This window comes from Ruegeria sp. ANG-S4 (genome assembly GCF_000814005.1).
Taxonomy (GTDB): Bacteria; Pseudomonadota; Alphaproteobacteria; order Rhodobacterales; family Rhodobacteraceae; genus Ruegeria.
In genome coordinates this window covers 51,653-66,969 of sequence record NZ_JWLK01000005.1, presented here as the reverse complement: position 1 = coordinate 66,969, position 15,317 = coordinate 51,653, and the positions used below count along the sequence as shown (strand labels likewise).

The window sequence follows — 15,317 nt, the reverse complement described above, 5'->3', positions numbered from 1 at the left end:
TCATTCAGGTTAAGTGACTTGAGGGGAATTGGGCGCTTTTCTACGCGGCAGGTTCTCGACTGGCAGGCACCACCTCATATCCCGGCTCTTCCGGTTCGTCGTCTTCCATCTCGGCCGGAAATCCTGGGGCGCGAATGTCCAGGCCTGTTGCTTCTTCGAGACGTTTGATGATGTTGGGGGACAGTTCCCGGTCGCCAAACCGCGCAATGCCGTCCTCGAAGATCTTGATCATTAAGGGGTTCATCTCAAGCGGAACTCCGGCCCGGTCGGCGACGTCCTGAAAAAGCCCGATGTCCTTCTTCACCAAGTCCATTGTGAACGAAATGTCGCGTGAGCCGTTCAGGATGACCTGGCTTTCGGTTTCATGCACAAAAGAGGTGCCCGACGAAATCTTGATCGCCTCATAGGTTGTTCCAAGATCCATACCGGCGGCTTTGGCGGTCACCAAAGCCTCGGCACAAGTGATCAGGTTGGCGGTGGCAAGATAATTGGTCAGAACTTTCAGAACCGAGGCCGAGCCGAGTTCCCCGGTATGCAGAATGCGCCGCCCCATCGTGGTCAGGAAAGGAAGGATACGTTCAAAGGTCGCGCGGTCGCAGCCCGCGAAGATCGAGATATTCCCGGTGGCGGCCCGATGGCATCCGCCTGAAACCGGGCAATCCACGGCTGCGCCGCCGCGTTCGATCACCATGGCACCCAGACGTTTGACCTCGGCCTCGTCCGTGGTGGACATTTCCATCCAGATTTTACCGGGGCCGACCTCGGGCAGCATCTCTTGCATCACCGCGTCTGACGCCGCAGGTGATGGCAGGCAGGTGATCACGGCGTCACAATCGCGCATCAACTGGGCTGGGCTTTCGGCTGCCTTGGCCCTTTTGGCCACAAAATCGGCAACCAGATCCGGGTTAAGATCATGAACTGTCAGATCAATCCCGTTCCGCAGCAACGAGCCTGATAGTTTGCCGCCGACATTCCCCAGACCGATGAAACCAACTTTCATGAACCGCAACTCCTTGTTCGAACCGTCCCGCACATGCCAGCACGGTTGAGCCGTTCAGTTCATGCCGCCCAACGACGCTGGCAGGTCGTTTTTCAACTGCCCGCGCAATGGTGGTCGCAACCCGCTTGACAAGCGGCCCACCCGTGCCGCATGTCGCATCTGTTGGTGTCTGCGAAAGCAGATGAAAAGGGAATGCGTCAGCGGGTTTTCCGTCAAACGCAGCCGCCCCCGCGACCGTGACCGGAGAGGGTGCCCAAGCCACTGGCCGAAAAGCCGGGAAGGCGGGACACCCGACAGAGGCCATCCTCTGACATCCGCAAGCCGGGAGACCTGCCAACGCCCGCGTAAGAAACCGGACGGGGTGTTCCGGTGTCGGGTCAACCGCGACCCGCATGAAACCCCGTCCCCCACAAAAAGGAATTTGGGGGATGAGAGACATGGCCGAGACCGCACCGGTCGAACTGTTGGTCTGCACCACCTGTCGCCGAGGCTTGCCCATTGAAGACGACGACCAGCGACCCGGCACCCTGCTGCACAAGGCGCTTGAACAGGCCGACCTGCCAGATGGCATCAACCTGAAGGCGGTGGAATGTCTGTCCAACTGCAACGAGGGATGTTCCATTGTGCTTCGCGGTGGACCGGACAGATGGACCTTTGTTTACGAGCATCTGAATGAAAACGAGCATGTCGACGTTATTGTCGAAGGCGCCACCAAGTATCTCGCGACCGACGATGGCTTGGTCAAATGGCGCGAGCGCCCCGAGCATTTCCGCAAAAACTGCGCAGCCCGCATTCCCCCGATTGGAGCCCTGAAATGAGCAATCTGGAAAAACTTCCCGTCACAGTGATCACCGGCTTCTTGGGCTCGGGCAAAACCACACTGGTCAAACATCTGATGCAGAACCCTCAGGGCAAGCGTCTGGCCGTTGTCGTGAACGAGTTTGGCGATGTCGGGGTTGATGGCGATATCCTGAAGTCCTGCGCCATCCCGGATTGCCCGGCGGAAAACATCATGGAACTGGCCAATGGCTGCATCTGCTGCACTGTGGCCGATGATTTCATTCCGACCATCGAGGCCCTGATGGCGCTGGAGCCGCGCCCTGAACATATCCTGATCGAAACGTCAGGCCTTGCGCTGCCCAAACCGTTGCTGAAGGCGTTTGACTGGCCCGATATCCGCTCGAAAATCACCGTGGACGGCGTGATCGCTCTGGCCGATGCCGAGGCCGTGGCCGCCGGTCGTTTCGCCCCCAATGTCGAGGCGGTGGACGCGCAGCGTTTGGCGGACGAGTCGATCGACCACGAAACGCCGTTGTCCGAGGTGTTCGAAGACCAGATTTCCTGCGCTGACATCATTCTGCTCACCAAGCCCGATCTGGCCGGTCGAGAGGGTGTTGCGAAGGCCAAAGAGGTCATTGCTGCCGAAGCGCCGCGCCCTCTGCCCGTTGTCGAAGTGGCCGAAGGGGTTGTGGATGTCCGCGTCGTACTCGGCCTTGAGGCTGCGGCGGAGGACGACATGGAGGCCCGCCCATCGCATCACGACGGCCACCACGACCACGAGCATGATGATTTCGAAAGCATCATCGTCGAGTTGCCGGAGCAAACCGACCCGCTTGATCTGGTCGCCAAAATTGAACGTCTTGCGACCGAGCAGAACATCCTGCGCGTCAAGGGTTACGCCGCCGTTCAGGGCAAACCCATGCGTCTGCTGGTGCAAGCTGTTGGCGCGCGTGTACGTCATCAATATGACCGCCCTTGGGACCCTGGCGAAGCGCGCCGCTCGCGTCTTGTGGTGATCGCCGAGCATGACGATATCAAAGAGGCCGCGATCCGCGATATCCTTGTGGGCGTAACCGAGGCCGCCGAGTAAGACCCATGCACGTCGTCTTCCGCGAAAGCCACGGGCTCGAGGAAACCGAGACCCCAACCGATCTGGGCCAGAGCCCGGCGGATTTGGTGGTCCTGTCGTTTTCGGACAGCGACCTCGGCGCTTTTGCGGCGGGCTGGCATCGCGGCGGCGGACCCGAAGGACGGATGCCAACCTTGCGATTGGCGAACCTGACGGCGCTGAAACATCCCCTGTCGGTCGACACTTATGTCGAGCAAACCTTGGAGGGTGCCAAGGGCATTTTGATCCGCCTGATTGGTGGTGTCCCGTATTGGTCTTACGGGTTGCAGCGGGTGCTGGCGCTGGCACAGGCCAAGGGGATCGCTTTGGCCGTGCTGCCTGCAGATGGGCGCGAGGATACACGGCTGGATGACTACTCCACCCTGCCCGTCTCAACCCTGCGACGTCTGGCGCATTTGTGCGACACGGGCGGCGAGGTCGCAGCACAGGCGGCGCTGGCCCAGATGGCCTTGGCGGCAGGTCTCTACGCGGGCCCCGTAATGGGAGCCAAGACGATCCCCGAATGCGGCGTCTGGTGCCCGGATCGGGGCGTGATCCCTGCAGATACAGCCTTCACCGGCGATGCAAAACGCATCCTTGTCACCTTTTACCGCGCCTATCTGACCTCGGCTGACACAGCCCCGGTCGCTGCATTGATCCGAAGGCTGCGCGCGCGCGGATTTGAGGCGATGGGCCTGTTTGCCCCATCGCTCAAGGCCCCGGCTGCAGCAGACTGGTTGCAGGAAACCGTCGTGGCCTTGGCCCCGGCGGCCATCATCAATGCAACCTCGTTCTCGGGCAAAGGCGCATCTGGTACGTCGCCCCTGGACGCAGCAAACGTGCCGGTGTTTCAAGTCGCTCTTGCAACATCGCGGCGCAAGGCCTGGGCAGAGGCCGAACGGGGTCTGTCCCCAGCCGACCTCGCCATGCACGTCGTCCTGCCCGAAGTGGACGGACGGGTTTCAGCAGGCATCGTCTCGTTCAAGGAACCGGGCAAACGTGATCCGCATCTGGAATATTCTCGCTTTGCCCACCGGGCTGAACCCGAACGGATCGAGGCCGTCATTGATCGGGTCACCGGCTGGCTGAGGCTGAACGACACACCCAAGGCGGATCAGTTGCCCGCGCTGGTGCTGTCCACCTACCCCGGCAAAGACTGGCAGATGGCGCATGCGGTTGGTCTGGACGCGCTGGCCTCGGCCGAGGCGATGCTGTCTGATTTGCAAAGTGCGGGTTATGATACCGCCCCGGCAGCACCGATTGCCGAGGCAATGCTGGATGCCCGGATTGCATGGCCACTGCAGGACTACCTTGCCGCGTTGGCTGAACTGCCTGAACAACTCCGCGCAGACCTCGAAACTGTCTGGGGTCGACCCGAGAGCGACCCGGCTTTCGCAAATGGCGCGTTCCATTTCACCGCTGTGCGCCGTGGCAAGGCTCTGATTGCGCTGCAACCCGAGCGCGGAACGCCCGAGTTGCGCGATGACGACTATCACGACCTGTCGCGCACCCCGCGCCACGGCTACGTCGCCTTCTATCTGTGGCTGCGCAAGGGTCTGGGTGCTGACGCGCTGATCCATATCGGGGCCCATGGCACTCTGGAATGGCTGCCGGGTAAATCGGTTGCACTGTCGCAGGACTGCTGGCCCGAAGCGCTGATCCGCGATCTGCCGGTGATTTACCCCTTCATCGTCAACGACCCCGGCGAGGCCGCTCAAGCCAAGCGCCGGATCGGAGCGGTCACGCTGGGCCACATCCCGCCTGCCCTGAAGGAAAGCGGCACACCCGACCGGATGGTGCGGCTTGAGGCGATGTTGGATGAGTTCTCGAACGCCGACGGTCTGGACCCCAAGCGCCGCGATCGGCTGCAGGAAGACATCCGGGACGAAGCGCAAGCGATTGGGTTGGAAAGCGACCTCGGCCTCGATCAGGCCACCTGCACGGCTGAGGCGATCACCCGGATCGACCGATTTGTCTGCGACATCAAGGAAAGCCAATTTGGCGACGGCCTGCATATCTTCGGCCGCGTGCCCGAGGTGACGGGCAATTTCGACCCTGCGCCCTCAGCCGATGCAGAACGCAACGCCCTGATTGACGCGCTTGCTGGCAAGAGGATTGAGGCTGGCCCATCCGGCTCCCCCTATCGTGGGCGGTCAGATGTGCTGCCCACGGGGCGCAACCTCTACACCACCGATCCGCGCTCGGTGCCGACCCGCGCAGCGTATGCGCAAGGGGTGAAACTGGCCGAGGAGTTGGTGCGGCGGCATTTGCAGGAGGAAGGCGACTATCCCAAAGGTCTGATCGTCGATCTGTGGGGGTCCGCCACGATGCGCACCGCCGGCGAAGAATTCGCCATGGCATTGCACCTGCTCGGCGTCAAACCGGTCTGGGACAAAGGGTCCGAGCGGGTCTCGGGGATCGAAGTGCTGCCGATCACCGACCTCAGCCGCCCGCGCCTGGACGTCACTCTGAGGGTCTCGGGTCTTTTCCGGGATGTTTTCCCGACCCTCTCAGCCCTGTTCGGGCAAGCCATCCGCGCCTTGGCCGCGCGCGATGAAGCGCCAGACTGGAATCCTTACGTTGGTCAGGAACATACCCCACGTGTCTATGGCCCGGCACCCGGCAGCTATGGGCTGAATATGACCCACCTGTCCGAGACTTATACGGACGAGGCGCGCGCGCAGGCAGGCCAAGCGTGGCTGGAAGCCAGTTCTTTTGCGCTGGAGGGTGAACATATCACTCAGGACAAGGACGGGATCACCCAGCGCGTCGCCAGCGCCGACAGTTTTGTTCACCTGCAAGACCTGTCCGAGACCGACCTGCTGCTGGCGAATGACTATGCCACCCACGAGGCCGGGTTTGCGGCTGCAAAGAAGATCACAGGTGGTTCAGCGCAGCTATACCATCTGGACAACACAAACCCGGAAAAACCGCGAGCCCGAACCCTGCCGGAAGAGATCAGCCGCGTGGTCCATGCCCGCGCTGCGAACCCTGCATGGATCGCTGGAATGCAGCGGCACGGCTTCCGCGGCGCTGCCGAGATTGCGGCAACACTGGACCACATGGCCTCCTTCGCGCATCTGTCGGGCACGGTCGCGCCGCATCTGTTCGACCTCTACCACGATGCAACACTGGGCGACGCAGAGGTTGATGCCTTCCTGCAAGAAGCCAACCCACGCGCCTATCAGGCGATGCAGGACCGGTTCCGTGCGTTGTTGGAGGCCGGGCTTTGGGACACCCGCCGGAATTCGATCCGCGCCGATCTGGAGGGGCTGGGATGAGTGCCCCGGTCGTCCAGGGTTGGTGCCCCGGTGCGCACCGCCCGATGATGTCCGGCGACGGGCTGGTGGTTCGGGTACGTCCCCGGCTGGCACGGCTGGATGCAGAACAGACCTTGGGGCTGTGCGGTTTGGCCGAGCGGTTTGGCAATGGAACGATTGACCTGACCAACCGCGCGAATCTGCAACTGCGCGGCGTAGATGAGGCGGATCATGAACCCCTCTTGACCGAGCTCGCGAAATCGAACCTGCTGGATGCTGAACCCGGCATCGAGGTTCGTCGCAACATTCTGGTCTCACCGCTTTATCGCAAGGGCGATCTGACAGCGCGGCTCGCGCAGGAATTAATCGACCGGTTGGGCGAGTTACCGGACCTGCCCGCGAAATTCGGATTTGCAATCGACACCGGGCCGCAGCGCCTGCTGGCCGGGGACTCGGCAGATATCCGGCTGGAAATCGGCATCGATGGCCTGATCCTGCGGGCTGATGGGGCCGAGACGGGTCGTTTTGTAGCCGAGTCGGACGCCATCGATCACCTGATTAGGTTGGCCGCTTGGTTTGCCGAGAGGTCTACAAGCGAGACCCGGCGCATGACCCGTGTCGTTGCAGTGCATCCCTTGCCGGATGAATGGCAAGGCAGCACGCCCGGTCCCGTTGGACATCCACTTCAACCCGGCACCTCCGATCTTGGCCCAGTTTACGGAGCGACGTTTGGGCAGTTGCCTGCGCGAAAACTCAATGATCTGATGAAAAGCAGCGGTGCCGCGGCGCTGCGGGTCACACCCTGGCGGCTGTTCCTGTTGGAAGGCGGGGCGGCGATACCCGCCCCAGACTTCGTCACAAATGCCACTGATCCGCTTATGAGTACCGACGCCTGCCCCGGAGCGCCGCTCTGCCCGCAAGCACAGGTGGAGACCCGCGAGATCGCCCGCGCTTTGGCGGCGCGTGTACCCGGCAGCCTGCACATCTCAGGCTGTTCCAAAGGCTGCGCCCGCATGAGTCCCGCCGACATCACTTTGGTTGGTCGCGATGGACAGTTTGATCTTGTCAAACGCGGACGCGCAGGGGATGAACCCAGCCAACGCGGGCTGACCGCCGAAACACTGATGACGATGGACCTGACCTGATGCCCTATGAATACGAAACCGATGGCGCGGCGATCTATAAACAAAGCTTTGCCACCATCCGGTCCGAGGCTGATCTGGCCCGGTTCGACGCGGATGAGGAGCAGGTCGCCGTCCGCATGATCCATGCCGCCGGGATGGTTGGGCTGGAAGAGTTCGTGCATTTTTCGACCGGTTTTGTCGCGTCCGCGCGTACCGCCTTGGAGAACGGAGCACCAATCCTGTGCGATGCGCGCATGGTCAGCGAAGGCGTGACCCGGTTTCGCCTGCCCGCCGATAATGACGTGATCTGCACGCTGCATGACGAGCGCGTGCGCCCTCTGGCCGCTGAGATGGGCAACACCCGCTCTGCAGCGGCGCTGGAGCTTTGGCGTCCGCATCTTGAAGGGGCGCTCGTTGCCATTGGCAATGCGCCCACCGCGCTGTTTCACCTGCTGAATATGCTGGAAGACCCGGAATGCCCGCGCCCAGCAGCGATCATCGGCTGCCCCGTTGGCTTTGTAGGCGCGGTTGAATCCAAAGATGCCCTGTGGGAGGCACAGCCCGTTCCGTCCTGTATCGTCAAGGGCCGCCTGGGCGGCAGTGCGATCACGGTGGCCGCCATCAACGCCATTGCGAGCCGCGCCGAATGAGCAGTGGAACCGTATATGGCGTGGGCCTCGGCCCTGGCGATCCGGACCTCATGAGTGTTCGGGCGGATCGGTTGCTGCGGAATGCCCGCCATGTGGCCTATTTCCGCAAGCATGGTCGCAGTGGACAGGCTCGGCAAATTGTCAACGGGATGATGCCGGAGGGTGCTGTCGAGTTCCCAATGGAATATCCTGTGACGACGGAGATTCCGCTGGATGATCCGCGTTACAATCAAATGCTGTCCACCTTTTACGAGGACTGTGCACAGCATCTGAAAACCCTTGCGGAAACGGGTCAGGATGTTGTGGTTCTGTGCGAAGGTGACCCCTTTTTCTACGGATCATTCATGCATCTTTACAACAGACTACGCGACGTTGTTAATGTTGATGTCGTGCCCGCCATTACCGGCATGTCCGGGGCATGGACTGCAACCGGCGATCCGATCACCTGGGGCGATGATGTGCTGACCGTTCTGGCAGGAACGCTGCCAGAGGAAGACTTGGCAAAGCGCATGGCGCAGACCGATGCGCTGGTCGTGATGAAGATCGGGCGGAACTTCAACAAGGTGAAACGGGCGCTGCAAAGCTCGGGCCTGTATGATCGGGCCTGGATTGTCGAATATGCGCAGATGCCAAACCAACGCGTGTGCAAACTGACCGAAAACTGCGACGGCATTACCCCGTACTTTTCGATCATCATCGTTCACGGGCAAGGTCGACGCCCATGACCGGCTGGGTCAAGATCGCCGGTTTGGGACCTGGGGACGAGGCGTTGATAACGCCCGAGGTTTCGGGTGCCTTGGACGAGGCAACTGATATCGTTGGCTATATCCCCTACGTCGCCCGCATCGCCGAACGCCCCGGTCTGACCTTGCATGCAAGCGACAACCGGGTTGAGATTGACCGCTCGCAGCACGCCTTGCAAATGGCGGCGGACGGCAAGCGTGTCGTAGTGGTCTCCTCCGGCGATCCGGGCGTGTTCGCCATGGCGGCGGCGGTGTTCGAAGCCTTGGAAAATGGCCCTGTGGAATGGCGCAATATCCCCGTCGACGTTTTGCCGGGCATTACCGCGATGCTGGCCGCATCGGCACGCGCCGGTGCACCGCTGGGGCATGACTTTTGCGCCATAAACCTGAGCGACAATCTCAAGCCCTGGTCATTGATCGAAAAGCGTCTACGCCTTGCGGCGCAGGCCGATTTTTCGATGGCGTTCTACAATCCACGCTCAAAGTCTCGCCCCGAAGGCTTTGTAAAAACATTGGAAATCCTGCGCGAGGAGTGCGAACCCGAGCGTCTGATCCTGTTCGCCCGCGCCGTATCACGCGCTGATGAAGCGATCCGCATTTCGACGCTGGATGAGGCCACAGCCGACATGGCGGACATGCAGACCGTGGTTCTCGTTGGCTCCTCACGCACCCGCATGATTGAACGCTCAGGTGTACCCATTGTGTATACGCCGCGGTTCACTCCTGACGAGGATCAGGGATGACCCAGCCAGTCCAGAACCTGCGCGACGCTCAAAAGCTCTGTCCTCGGCGGCAGGATCGGGCGATCGATCATGAGTACCGGCAGGCCCAGCGCCCGGGCCGCATCAAGCTTGGCGCGCGCACCGGACCCTCCGGCGTTTTTCGAGACGACAAGCTGCGTACCATGGTGTTGCATCAAGGCGCGGTCATCGGCTTCGGTGAAGGGGCCGCGCGCCACCACAACCTCGGCATTTGGCAGAGGCAGTTCTTCGGGGTCATCGACCAGCCGAAGCAAATAGTGGTGCTGAGGTTGCGCCGCGAAGTCGCTCAGGTGCATGCGGCCAACGGCCAAAAACACACGGCGCGGGGTGCCGGACAAGGCCGAAACTGCAGCGGTGATATCGGGCACATGCTGCCACGCATCACCTTGTTGCGCAGTCCATGCCTCACGCGTGAGCGCCGCCAGCGGGACTTCGGAAGACTGACAGGCGTCGATCGCATTCCGGCTCATCTGCGCCGCGAAGGGATGGGTGGCGTCGACCACATGCGTGATATGGCTTTCGCGAATGTATGCAGCCAGACCTTCGGCCCCTCCAAACCCGCCAACACGGACCGGCAGTGGTTGAGGGCGCGGGGAATCAACACGCCCGGCGTAGGAATAGACCGCCTCGATACCTCTGTCGGACACGGCGCGGGCCAATGCGTTGGCTTCGGTCGTGCCCCCAAGGATCAGGAGGTTGGGCATGTCTGAAGCTCCTTGGTTGACGGTCCTTGGATTGGGCGAAGATGGGTTTGATGGCCTGTCGCCTGCAAGCCGTCAAGTGCTGGACCGAGCCGAGGTCATCATGGGTCCGCCCCGCCATCTGTCGCTGATACCCGATAATGGGGCCAAGCGGTTCGAGTGGCCTGTGCCCTTTTCGGACGGATTGCCGCTGTTACAGCAGCAACGCGGTCGCGCGACTGTTGTGCTGGCATCGGGCGATCCGTTCTGGTTCGGCGCGGGATCGGTTATTGCCCGCAATTTCGCAGCCGGGGAATGGACCGCCCTGCCCGGTCAATCGACATTTTCGCTGGCCGCGGCACGTCTGGGCTGGCCACTGGAGAACACGCAAACCTTTGGCCTGCACGCTGCCCCCCTGACCCGGCTGCGTCCGCATCTGTCAGAGGGGCTGAGGTCCATTGTGCTGCTGCGCGACGGACCGGCGGTGGCGGAACTTGCCACCTACCTGACCGAAACCGGCTTTGCCGACACCCAACTCCATGTGATGGAAGCCCTAGGCGGTCCCCGAGAACGTACGCGCAGCATGTCCCTGACCGAGGCCTTGCTGGGATCCTTCGAGCACCCGGTTTGTGTCGGCCTCGAGGTTAGGGGCGCGGGCAAGGCGTTTCCCAAAGCCTCTGGCAAACCGGACGAGATATTTGAGACCGATGGCCAGATCACCAAGCGCCCGATCCGCGCCCTGACCCTTTCGGCGCTGGCCCCGCAGCGGGACGAACATCTCTGGGATATCGGCGGTGGTACGGGTTCAATCAGCATCGAGTGGTTGATGTGTGATCCCTCCCTGACGGCCACGTCGATCGAACCGCGCGCAGAACGCGCTGACCGTATCCGCCGCAACGCTGATTCGCTGGGACAGGATCGTCTGCAGGTCGTGCATGGCACCGCGCCGGATGCGCTGTCCGGTCTGCCGCTGCCAGATGTCGTCTTTATCGGTGGCGGTCTGAGCACCGAACTGATGAATTGGCTGCAAGAGACCCTACCCGTGGGCACGCGCCTTGTTGCGAATTCGGTGACGCTGGAAAGCGAAGCGTTGCTGGCGACGTGGCACGAAAAGCTGGGCGGTGATCTTTTGCGCATCGAACTGGCCCATTCCGCCCCGCTTGGGCCACGGCGTGGCTGGAAATCGGCCTATCCGGTGGTGCAGTGGAGTGTAACCCTATGATCGTCGCGGGGCTGGGCTTTTCCTCAAACGCAACGGCGGACAGCTTGCGGGCGGTCTTTCACGCAGCGGCGACCAGCCATGCGATCAATGCCATTGCGACAGTCGCCGACAAGGAGGGCAGCCCAGCTTTGGCCCGTTTCGCGCAAGACCTTGCGTTGCCCTTGCATTTCATCGCACCCGCCGATCTGGCCGGGCAGCGCACCCTGACATGCTCGAACCGCAGCCGGGCCAAATATGGGACCGGCAGCGTGGCCGAAGCGTCCGCTCTTGCTGCTGCCGGACCGAACGCGCGGTTGCTTTCACCCAGATATATCTCAGACGACCGGCAGGCGACCTGCGCCATTGCCATCGGAGGACAGACATGACCGTTCATTTCATCGGCGCCGGACCGGGTGCTGCCGACCTGCTTACCCTGCGCGGGCGCGATATCATCGCCTCCTGCCCCGTCTGCCTTTACGCGGGGTCTCTGGTTCCCGAAGAGATCTTGGGCCACTGTCCCGAAGGCGCGAAGATCATCAACACGGCACCGATGGATCTGAACCAGATCATGGCCGAGATTGAGACCGCGCATCAGGCCGGTCACGACATCGCGCGGCTGCACTCCGGCGATCTTTCGGTCTGGTCCGCGATGGGCGAACAAATCCGGCGTCTGAAAGAGATGGGTATCCCGGTCAGCGTCACCCCCGGCGTGCCGTCGTTTGCTGCCGCAGCTGCGGCGCTGGGGACCGAGCTTACGCTACCGGGGCTGGCACAATCGGTTGTGCTGACCCGCACCCCCGGGCGTGCGTCCTCGATGCCCGAAGGAGAGACGTTGGAGAACTTCGCGCGCACCGGTGCGACGCTGGCCATTCACCTCTCGATCGGCAATCTGGACAAGGTTATCGCGGACCTGACGCCAGCCTATGGCGCAGATTGCCCGGTTGCCGTTGTCTATCGCGCCAGTTGGCCGGACGAGCGGATCATCCGCGCGACGTTGGCAACTCTGAGGGATTCGCTGGACGACAGCATCTCGCGCACCGCACTGATCCTTGTCGGGCCAGCGCTGGCCGGTGAAGGGTTCGACGAAAGTTGTCTTTATTCAAAAGATTACGACCGCCGCTATCGCCCACAAAGTGCCGATAGCCCTTGGTCAAGCTGGAGCCATGGTGATGACTAACCCCCCGGGTCTGCTGATTTCCGCCCCTTCGTCGGGCACGGGAAAAACCACCGTCATGCTGGGGCTCTTGCGCGCGCTGGCCGAGGATGGGTTGAATGTCCAGCCCTTCAAGAGCGGGCCGGACTACATCGACCCGGCGTTTCATCGGGCCGCCGCAGGGCGCGCCTCGTTCAATCTGGACAGCTGGGCGATGGGAGACCCGCTGCTGAATGCGATTTCCGCACAGGCTGACGGGGCTGATATCGTCGTGGCCGAAGGCTCGATGGGTTTGTTTGACGGCGTCGCCAAGCCAGGCGAACTGGGACATGGGTCGAGCGCTGAAACCGCGCAGCGCATTGGATGGCCGGTCGTACTGGTGCTGGATGTCGGCGGTCAGGCCCAATCGGCGGCAGCAACGGCGCTGGGATTCAAGATGTATAACCCCGACCTGCCTTTTGCCGGAGTGATCCTGAACCGGTGTGCCAGCCCGCGACATGAGCGTTTGACCCGTTTGGGCATGGAGCGTGCGGGCCTGCCGGTTCTGGGTGTGCTGCCCCGCCGTGGAGACTTGACCCTGCCCGAGCGGCATCTTGGCCTGATTCAGGCTGTCGAACACCCGGATCTCGAAAGCGCAATCGTAGGCTACGCCGCGTTTCTGCGCGAACACGTCGATCTTGAGGCGATCAAGCGGGCGGCCTCCTCAGGCCCGCTCGGGCCATCGTCAGCCGCGCTGCCGCGGCCTCCGGCCCAGCGGATCGCACTGGCGCGGGATGCCGCGTTTTCGTTTACCTATCCGCATTTGCTGGAAGGCTGGCGCAGCGCTGGCGCCGAGGTCCTGCCGTTTTCGCCTTTGGCTGATGAAGCCCCCGCGCCGAATGCGGACGTGGTCTGGCTGCCCGGCGGTTACCCAGAGCTTCACGCAGGCAAACTGGCAGCGGCGAATTCCTTTTTGACTGGTTTGAGGACACATGCAGAGACCAAACCGGTGCATGGAGAATGTGGCGGGTATATGGTTCTGGGCGAAAGCCTGATCGACAAGGAAGGCGCGCGACATCGCATGGCCGGTCTTCTGGGACTGGTGACATCCCATGCCAAGCGCAAGTTCAATCTGGGGTACCGTCGTGCCGAGTTGCTGGAGGCGATGCCAGGATTTGCTGCCGGAGCGGCGTTGCGCGGGCACGAATTCCACTATTCGTCGATCGTTGAACAGCCTGACGCCCCCCTCGCGCTTGTGTATGATGCCGAAGGCGCGGAAGGGCCGCAAACCGGCTCGGTCAGGGGCAACGTGAGCGGAACATTCTTTCACCTGATCGCAGAGGCCTCGGAATGAGCGGTTTTGTCTCGTTTGTCGGCTCGGGACCCGGCGACCCGGAGCTTTTGACGCTCAAGGCCGTCGATCGGATGCAAAAAGCTGATGCCGTGTTGTTTGACGACCTCAGCAGCGGTCCGATTTTGACCCACGCGCGTGAGGATGCGGATTTGGTTGGCGTCGGAAAGCGTGCCGGTCGGCCATCGCCCAAACAGAACCATGTCAGCCGGCTGTTGGTGGATTACGCCAATACCGGAGCGCGGGTTGTTCGCCTGAAATCCGGCGACGGTGGCATGTTCGGGCGGTTGGAGGAAGAACTGATCGCCTTGCGCGCGGCGGGGATCGCCTATGAAATCATTCCGGGTGTACCCTCAGCCGTCGCCGCAGCCGCCGCAGCGGGCATCCCTCTAACGAGACGATTGACCGCGCGACGGGTGCAATTCGTGACCGGCCACGACGTTGACGGTAAGCTGCCCGAAGACCTGAACCTGCCCGCGCTGGCCGATCCCTTTGCAACCACCGTGGTGTTCATGGGCAAAAGAACATTCCCGCTGCTGGTTGACGCGCTGCATGCGCACGGCCTGCCGCTGGACACACCGGCGCTGTTGGCCGAGTCCGTCTCGACGCCGGAACAGGCGCTGCACCGCTCCACGATTGGTGAGATGGCGCAGTCACTGAAAAAAGAAATTGGCAAGGCTCCGGCCCTGATCCTGTACGGGCCCCTCGCAGGATTCGAAGATGTTTGAGCTGACGCTGATCGGAATCGGCACAGGCAACTCCGATCACGTGACCTTGCAAGGGGCGCAAGCGATCCGTGATGCCGACTTGATCCTGATCCCAAGGAAGGGTGAAAACAAAGCCGACCTGGCAGGATTGCGCGAGGACATAATTTCTCGAGTTGTGGAAGAAGCACCTGAAATTGCTTATTTTGACATCCCCAAGCGGCGCGCGGATGACGGATACCTGCGCGGTGTTGACGAGTGGCATGATGCCATTGCCGAACGATGGCAAACCGCAATCGCAACACACGCGGGTGCGCGAAAAATTGCATTGCTGATTTGGGGTGACCCGTCGCTTTATGACAGCGCGTTGCGCATTGCGGCACGTCTGAACCCGCGCCCTGTAACGCGCGTCATTCCTGGCATTACAGCGTTGCAAGCCCTGACGGCAGCGCACGCAATCCCAATAAACGATATCGGCGCTCCCTTCGTTGTAACGACCGGCAGACGCATTCGCGACGAAGGTTGGCCCGCAGCAGCCACAAAAGTGGCCGTGATGCTGGACGGCGAATGCTCTTTCCAGAACCTGGAAATGGCGGACTACTTTATTTGGTGGGGTGCCTATGTCGGGATGAATGAGGAAGTCCTTATCCGTGGTCCACTTGCCGAGGTTTCGGATGAAATCCTGACCACGCGGTCCAAGGCGCGGGCTGATCATGGCTGGATCATGGATATCTACCTTCTGGAAAAGCTCGAACCATAAAGCCGCAGGTCCACGCGCACGACAATGTGACTGCGGGAAACCCGGAAATCTGGCATCAAGCCC

General features: G+C 61.8%; 15 protein-coding genes and 1 riboswitch. Of the genes, 13 read left to right on the top strand and 2 right to left on the bottom strand.

All coding sequences use genetic code 11. From position 1 onward, the window contains the following. Positions 1-40: 40 nt before the first annotated feature. Positions 41-1,033: an NAD(P)-dependent oxidoreductase gene (locus RA28_RS13345; protein WP_342585422.1), complete on the bottom strand. Its 993-nt coding sequence runs from the start codon at positions 1,031-1,033 to the stop codon at positions 41-43. 113 nt (positions 1,034-1,146) lie between these two features. Continuing rightward, positions 1,147-1,352: riboswitch (cobalamin riboswitch) on the top strand. 85 nt (positions 1,353-1,437) lie between these two features. Here RA28_RS13345 and RA28_RS13340 point away from each other — a divergent pair. Genes RA28_RS13340 through cobJ form a run of 7 tightly spaced genes read left to right on the top strand, consistent with a single transcriptional unit; the run spans position 1,438 to position 9,408 of the window. Continuing rightward, positions 1,438-1,818, top strand: coding sequence for a DUF1636 family protein (locus RA28_RS13340; RefSeq protein WP_039529715.1), 381 nt, complete (start codon positions 1,438-1,440; stop codon positions 1,816-1,818). Next, the gene (cobW, locus tag RA28_RS13335) at positions 1,815-2,870 is read left to right on the top strand and encodes a cobalamin biosynthesis protein CobW (RefSeq protein WP_039529713.1); all 1,056 of its coding nucleotides are present in this window, start codon (positions 1,815-1,817) and stop codon (positions 2,868-2,870) included. Before RA28_RS13340 ends, cobW begins: the two co-directional genes overlap by 4 nt. A 5-nt stretch (positions 2,871-2,875) precedes the next feature. Beyond that, a complete protein-coding gene (gene cobN / locus RA28_RS13330; RefSeq protein ID WP_039529711.1) occupies positions 2,876-6,169 on the top strand; it encodes a cobaltochelatase subunit CobN in 3,294 nt (1,097 codons plus the stop codon). Further along, positions 6,166-7,293, top strand: a complete 1,128-nt coding sequence (gene cobG, locus RA28_RS13325; protein WP_039529709.1) for a precorrin-3B synthase — start codon at positions 6,166-6,168, stop codon at positions 7,291-7,293. Before cobN ends, cobG begins: the two co-directional genes overlap by 4 nt. Beyond that, positions 7,293-7,922 carry a precorrin-8X methylmutase gene (locus RA28_RS13320; RefSeq protein WP_039529706.1) on the top strand — a complete coding sequence of 210 codons (630 nt, stop codon included), beginning with the start codon at positions 7,293-7,295 and terminating at the stop codon, positions 7,920-7,922. The genes cobG and RA28_RS13320 overlap by 1 nt, the downstream gene beginning before the upstream one ends. Then, complete coding sequence (locus RA28_RS13315; protein WP_039529703.1) at positions 7,919-8,647, top strand: precorrin-2 C(20)-methyltransferase; 729 nt, start codon at positions 7,919-7,921, stop codon at positions 8,645-8,647. The genes RA28_RS13320 and RA28_RS13315 overlap by 4 nt, the downstream gene beginning before the upstream one ends. Then, a complete protein-coding gene (gene cobJ, locus RA28_RS13310) occupies positions 8,644-9,408 on the top strand; it encodes a precorrin-3B C(17)-methyltransferase (protein ID WP_039529700.1) in 765 nt (254 codons plus the stop codon). The genes RA28_RS13315 and cobJ overlap by 4 nt, the downstream gene beginning before the upstream one ends. Here cobJ and RA28_RS13305 read toward each other — a convergent pair. Continuing rightward, entirely contained in the window at positions 9,399-10,130 is a 732-nt protein-coding gene (locus tag RA28_RS13305; RefSeq protein ID WP_039529698.1) for a cobalt-precorrin-6A reductase, read from the bottom strand. The two genes, cobJ and RA28_RS13305, sit on opposite strands and share 10 nt — an antisense overlap. On the opposite strand from RA28_RS13305, the gene RA28_RS13300 reads away from it, so the two are divergent. Genes RA28_RS13300 through cobF form a run of 6 tightly spaced genes read left to right on the top strand, consistent with a single transcriptional unit; the run spans position 10,129 to position 15,254 of the window. After that, positions 10,129-11,328, top strand: coding sequence for a bifunctional cobalt-precorrin-7 (C(5))-methyltransferase/cobalt-precorrin-6B (C(15))-methyltransferase (locus RA28_RS13300; protein ID WP_039529695.1), 1,200 nt, complete (start codon positions 10,129-10,131; stop codon positions 11,326-11,328). The genes RA28_RS13305 and RA28_RS13300 overlap by 2 nt on opposite strands. Then, positions 11,325-11,693: a cobalamin biosynthesis protein gene (locus RA28_RS13295; protein WP_039529691.1), complete on the top strand. Its 369-nt coding sequence runs from the start codon at positions 11,325-11,327 to the stop codon at positions 11,691-11,693. Before RA28_RS13300 ends, RA28_RS13295 begins: the two co-directional genes overlap by 4 nt. Continuing rightward, the gene (gene cobM / locus RA28_RS13290) at positions 11,690-12,484 is read left to right on the top strand and encodes a precorrin-4 C(11)-methyltransferase (protein WP_039529688.1); all 795 of its coding nucleotides are present in this window, start codon (positions 11,690-11,692) and stop codon (positions 12,482-12,484) included. The genes RA28_RS13295 and cobM overlap by 4 nt, the downstream gene beginning before the upstream one ends. After that, positions 12,471-13,793, top strand: a complete 1,323-nt coding sequence (locus tag RA28_RS13285; RefSeq protein ID WP_039529686.1) for a cobyrinate a,c-diamide synthase — start codon at positions 12,471-12,473, stop codon at positions 13,791-13,793. The genes cobM and RA28_RS13285 overlap by 14 nt, the downstream gene beginning before the upstream one ends. Continuing rightward, positions 13,790-14,518, top strand: a complete 729-nt coding sequence (cobA, locus tag RA28_RS13280) for a uroporphyrinogen-III C-methyltransferase (RefSeq protein ID WP_039529684.1) — start codon at positions 13,790-13,792, stop codon at positions 14,516-14,518. The genes RA28_RS13285 and cobA overlap by 4 nt, the downstream gene beginning before the upstream one ends. Next, positions 14,511-15,254: a precorrin-6A synthase (deacetylating) gene (gene cobF, locus RA28_RS13275; protein ID WP_039529682.1), complete on the top strand. Its 744-nt coding sequence runs from the start codon at positions 14,511-14,513 to the stop codon at positions 15,252-15,254. Before cobA ends, cobF begins: the two co-directional genes overlap by 8 nt. The last annotated feature ends 63 nt before the right edge of the window (positions 15,255-15,317 follow it).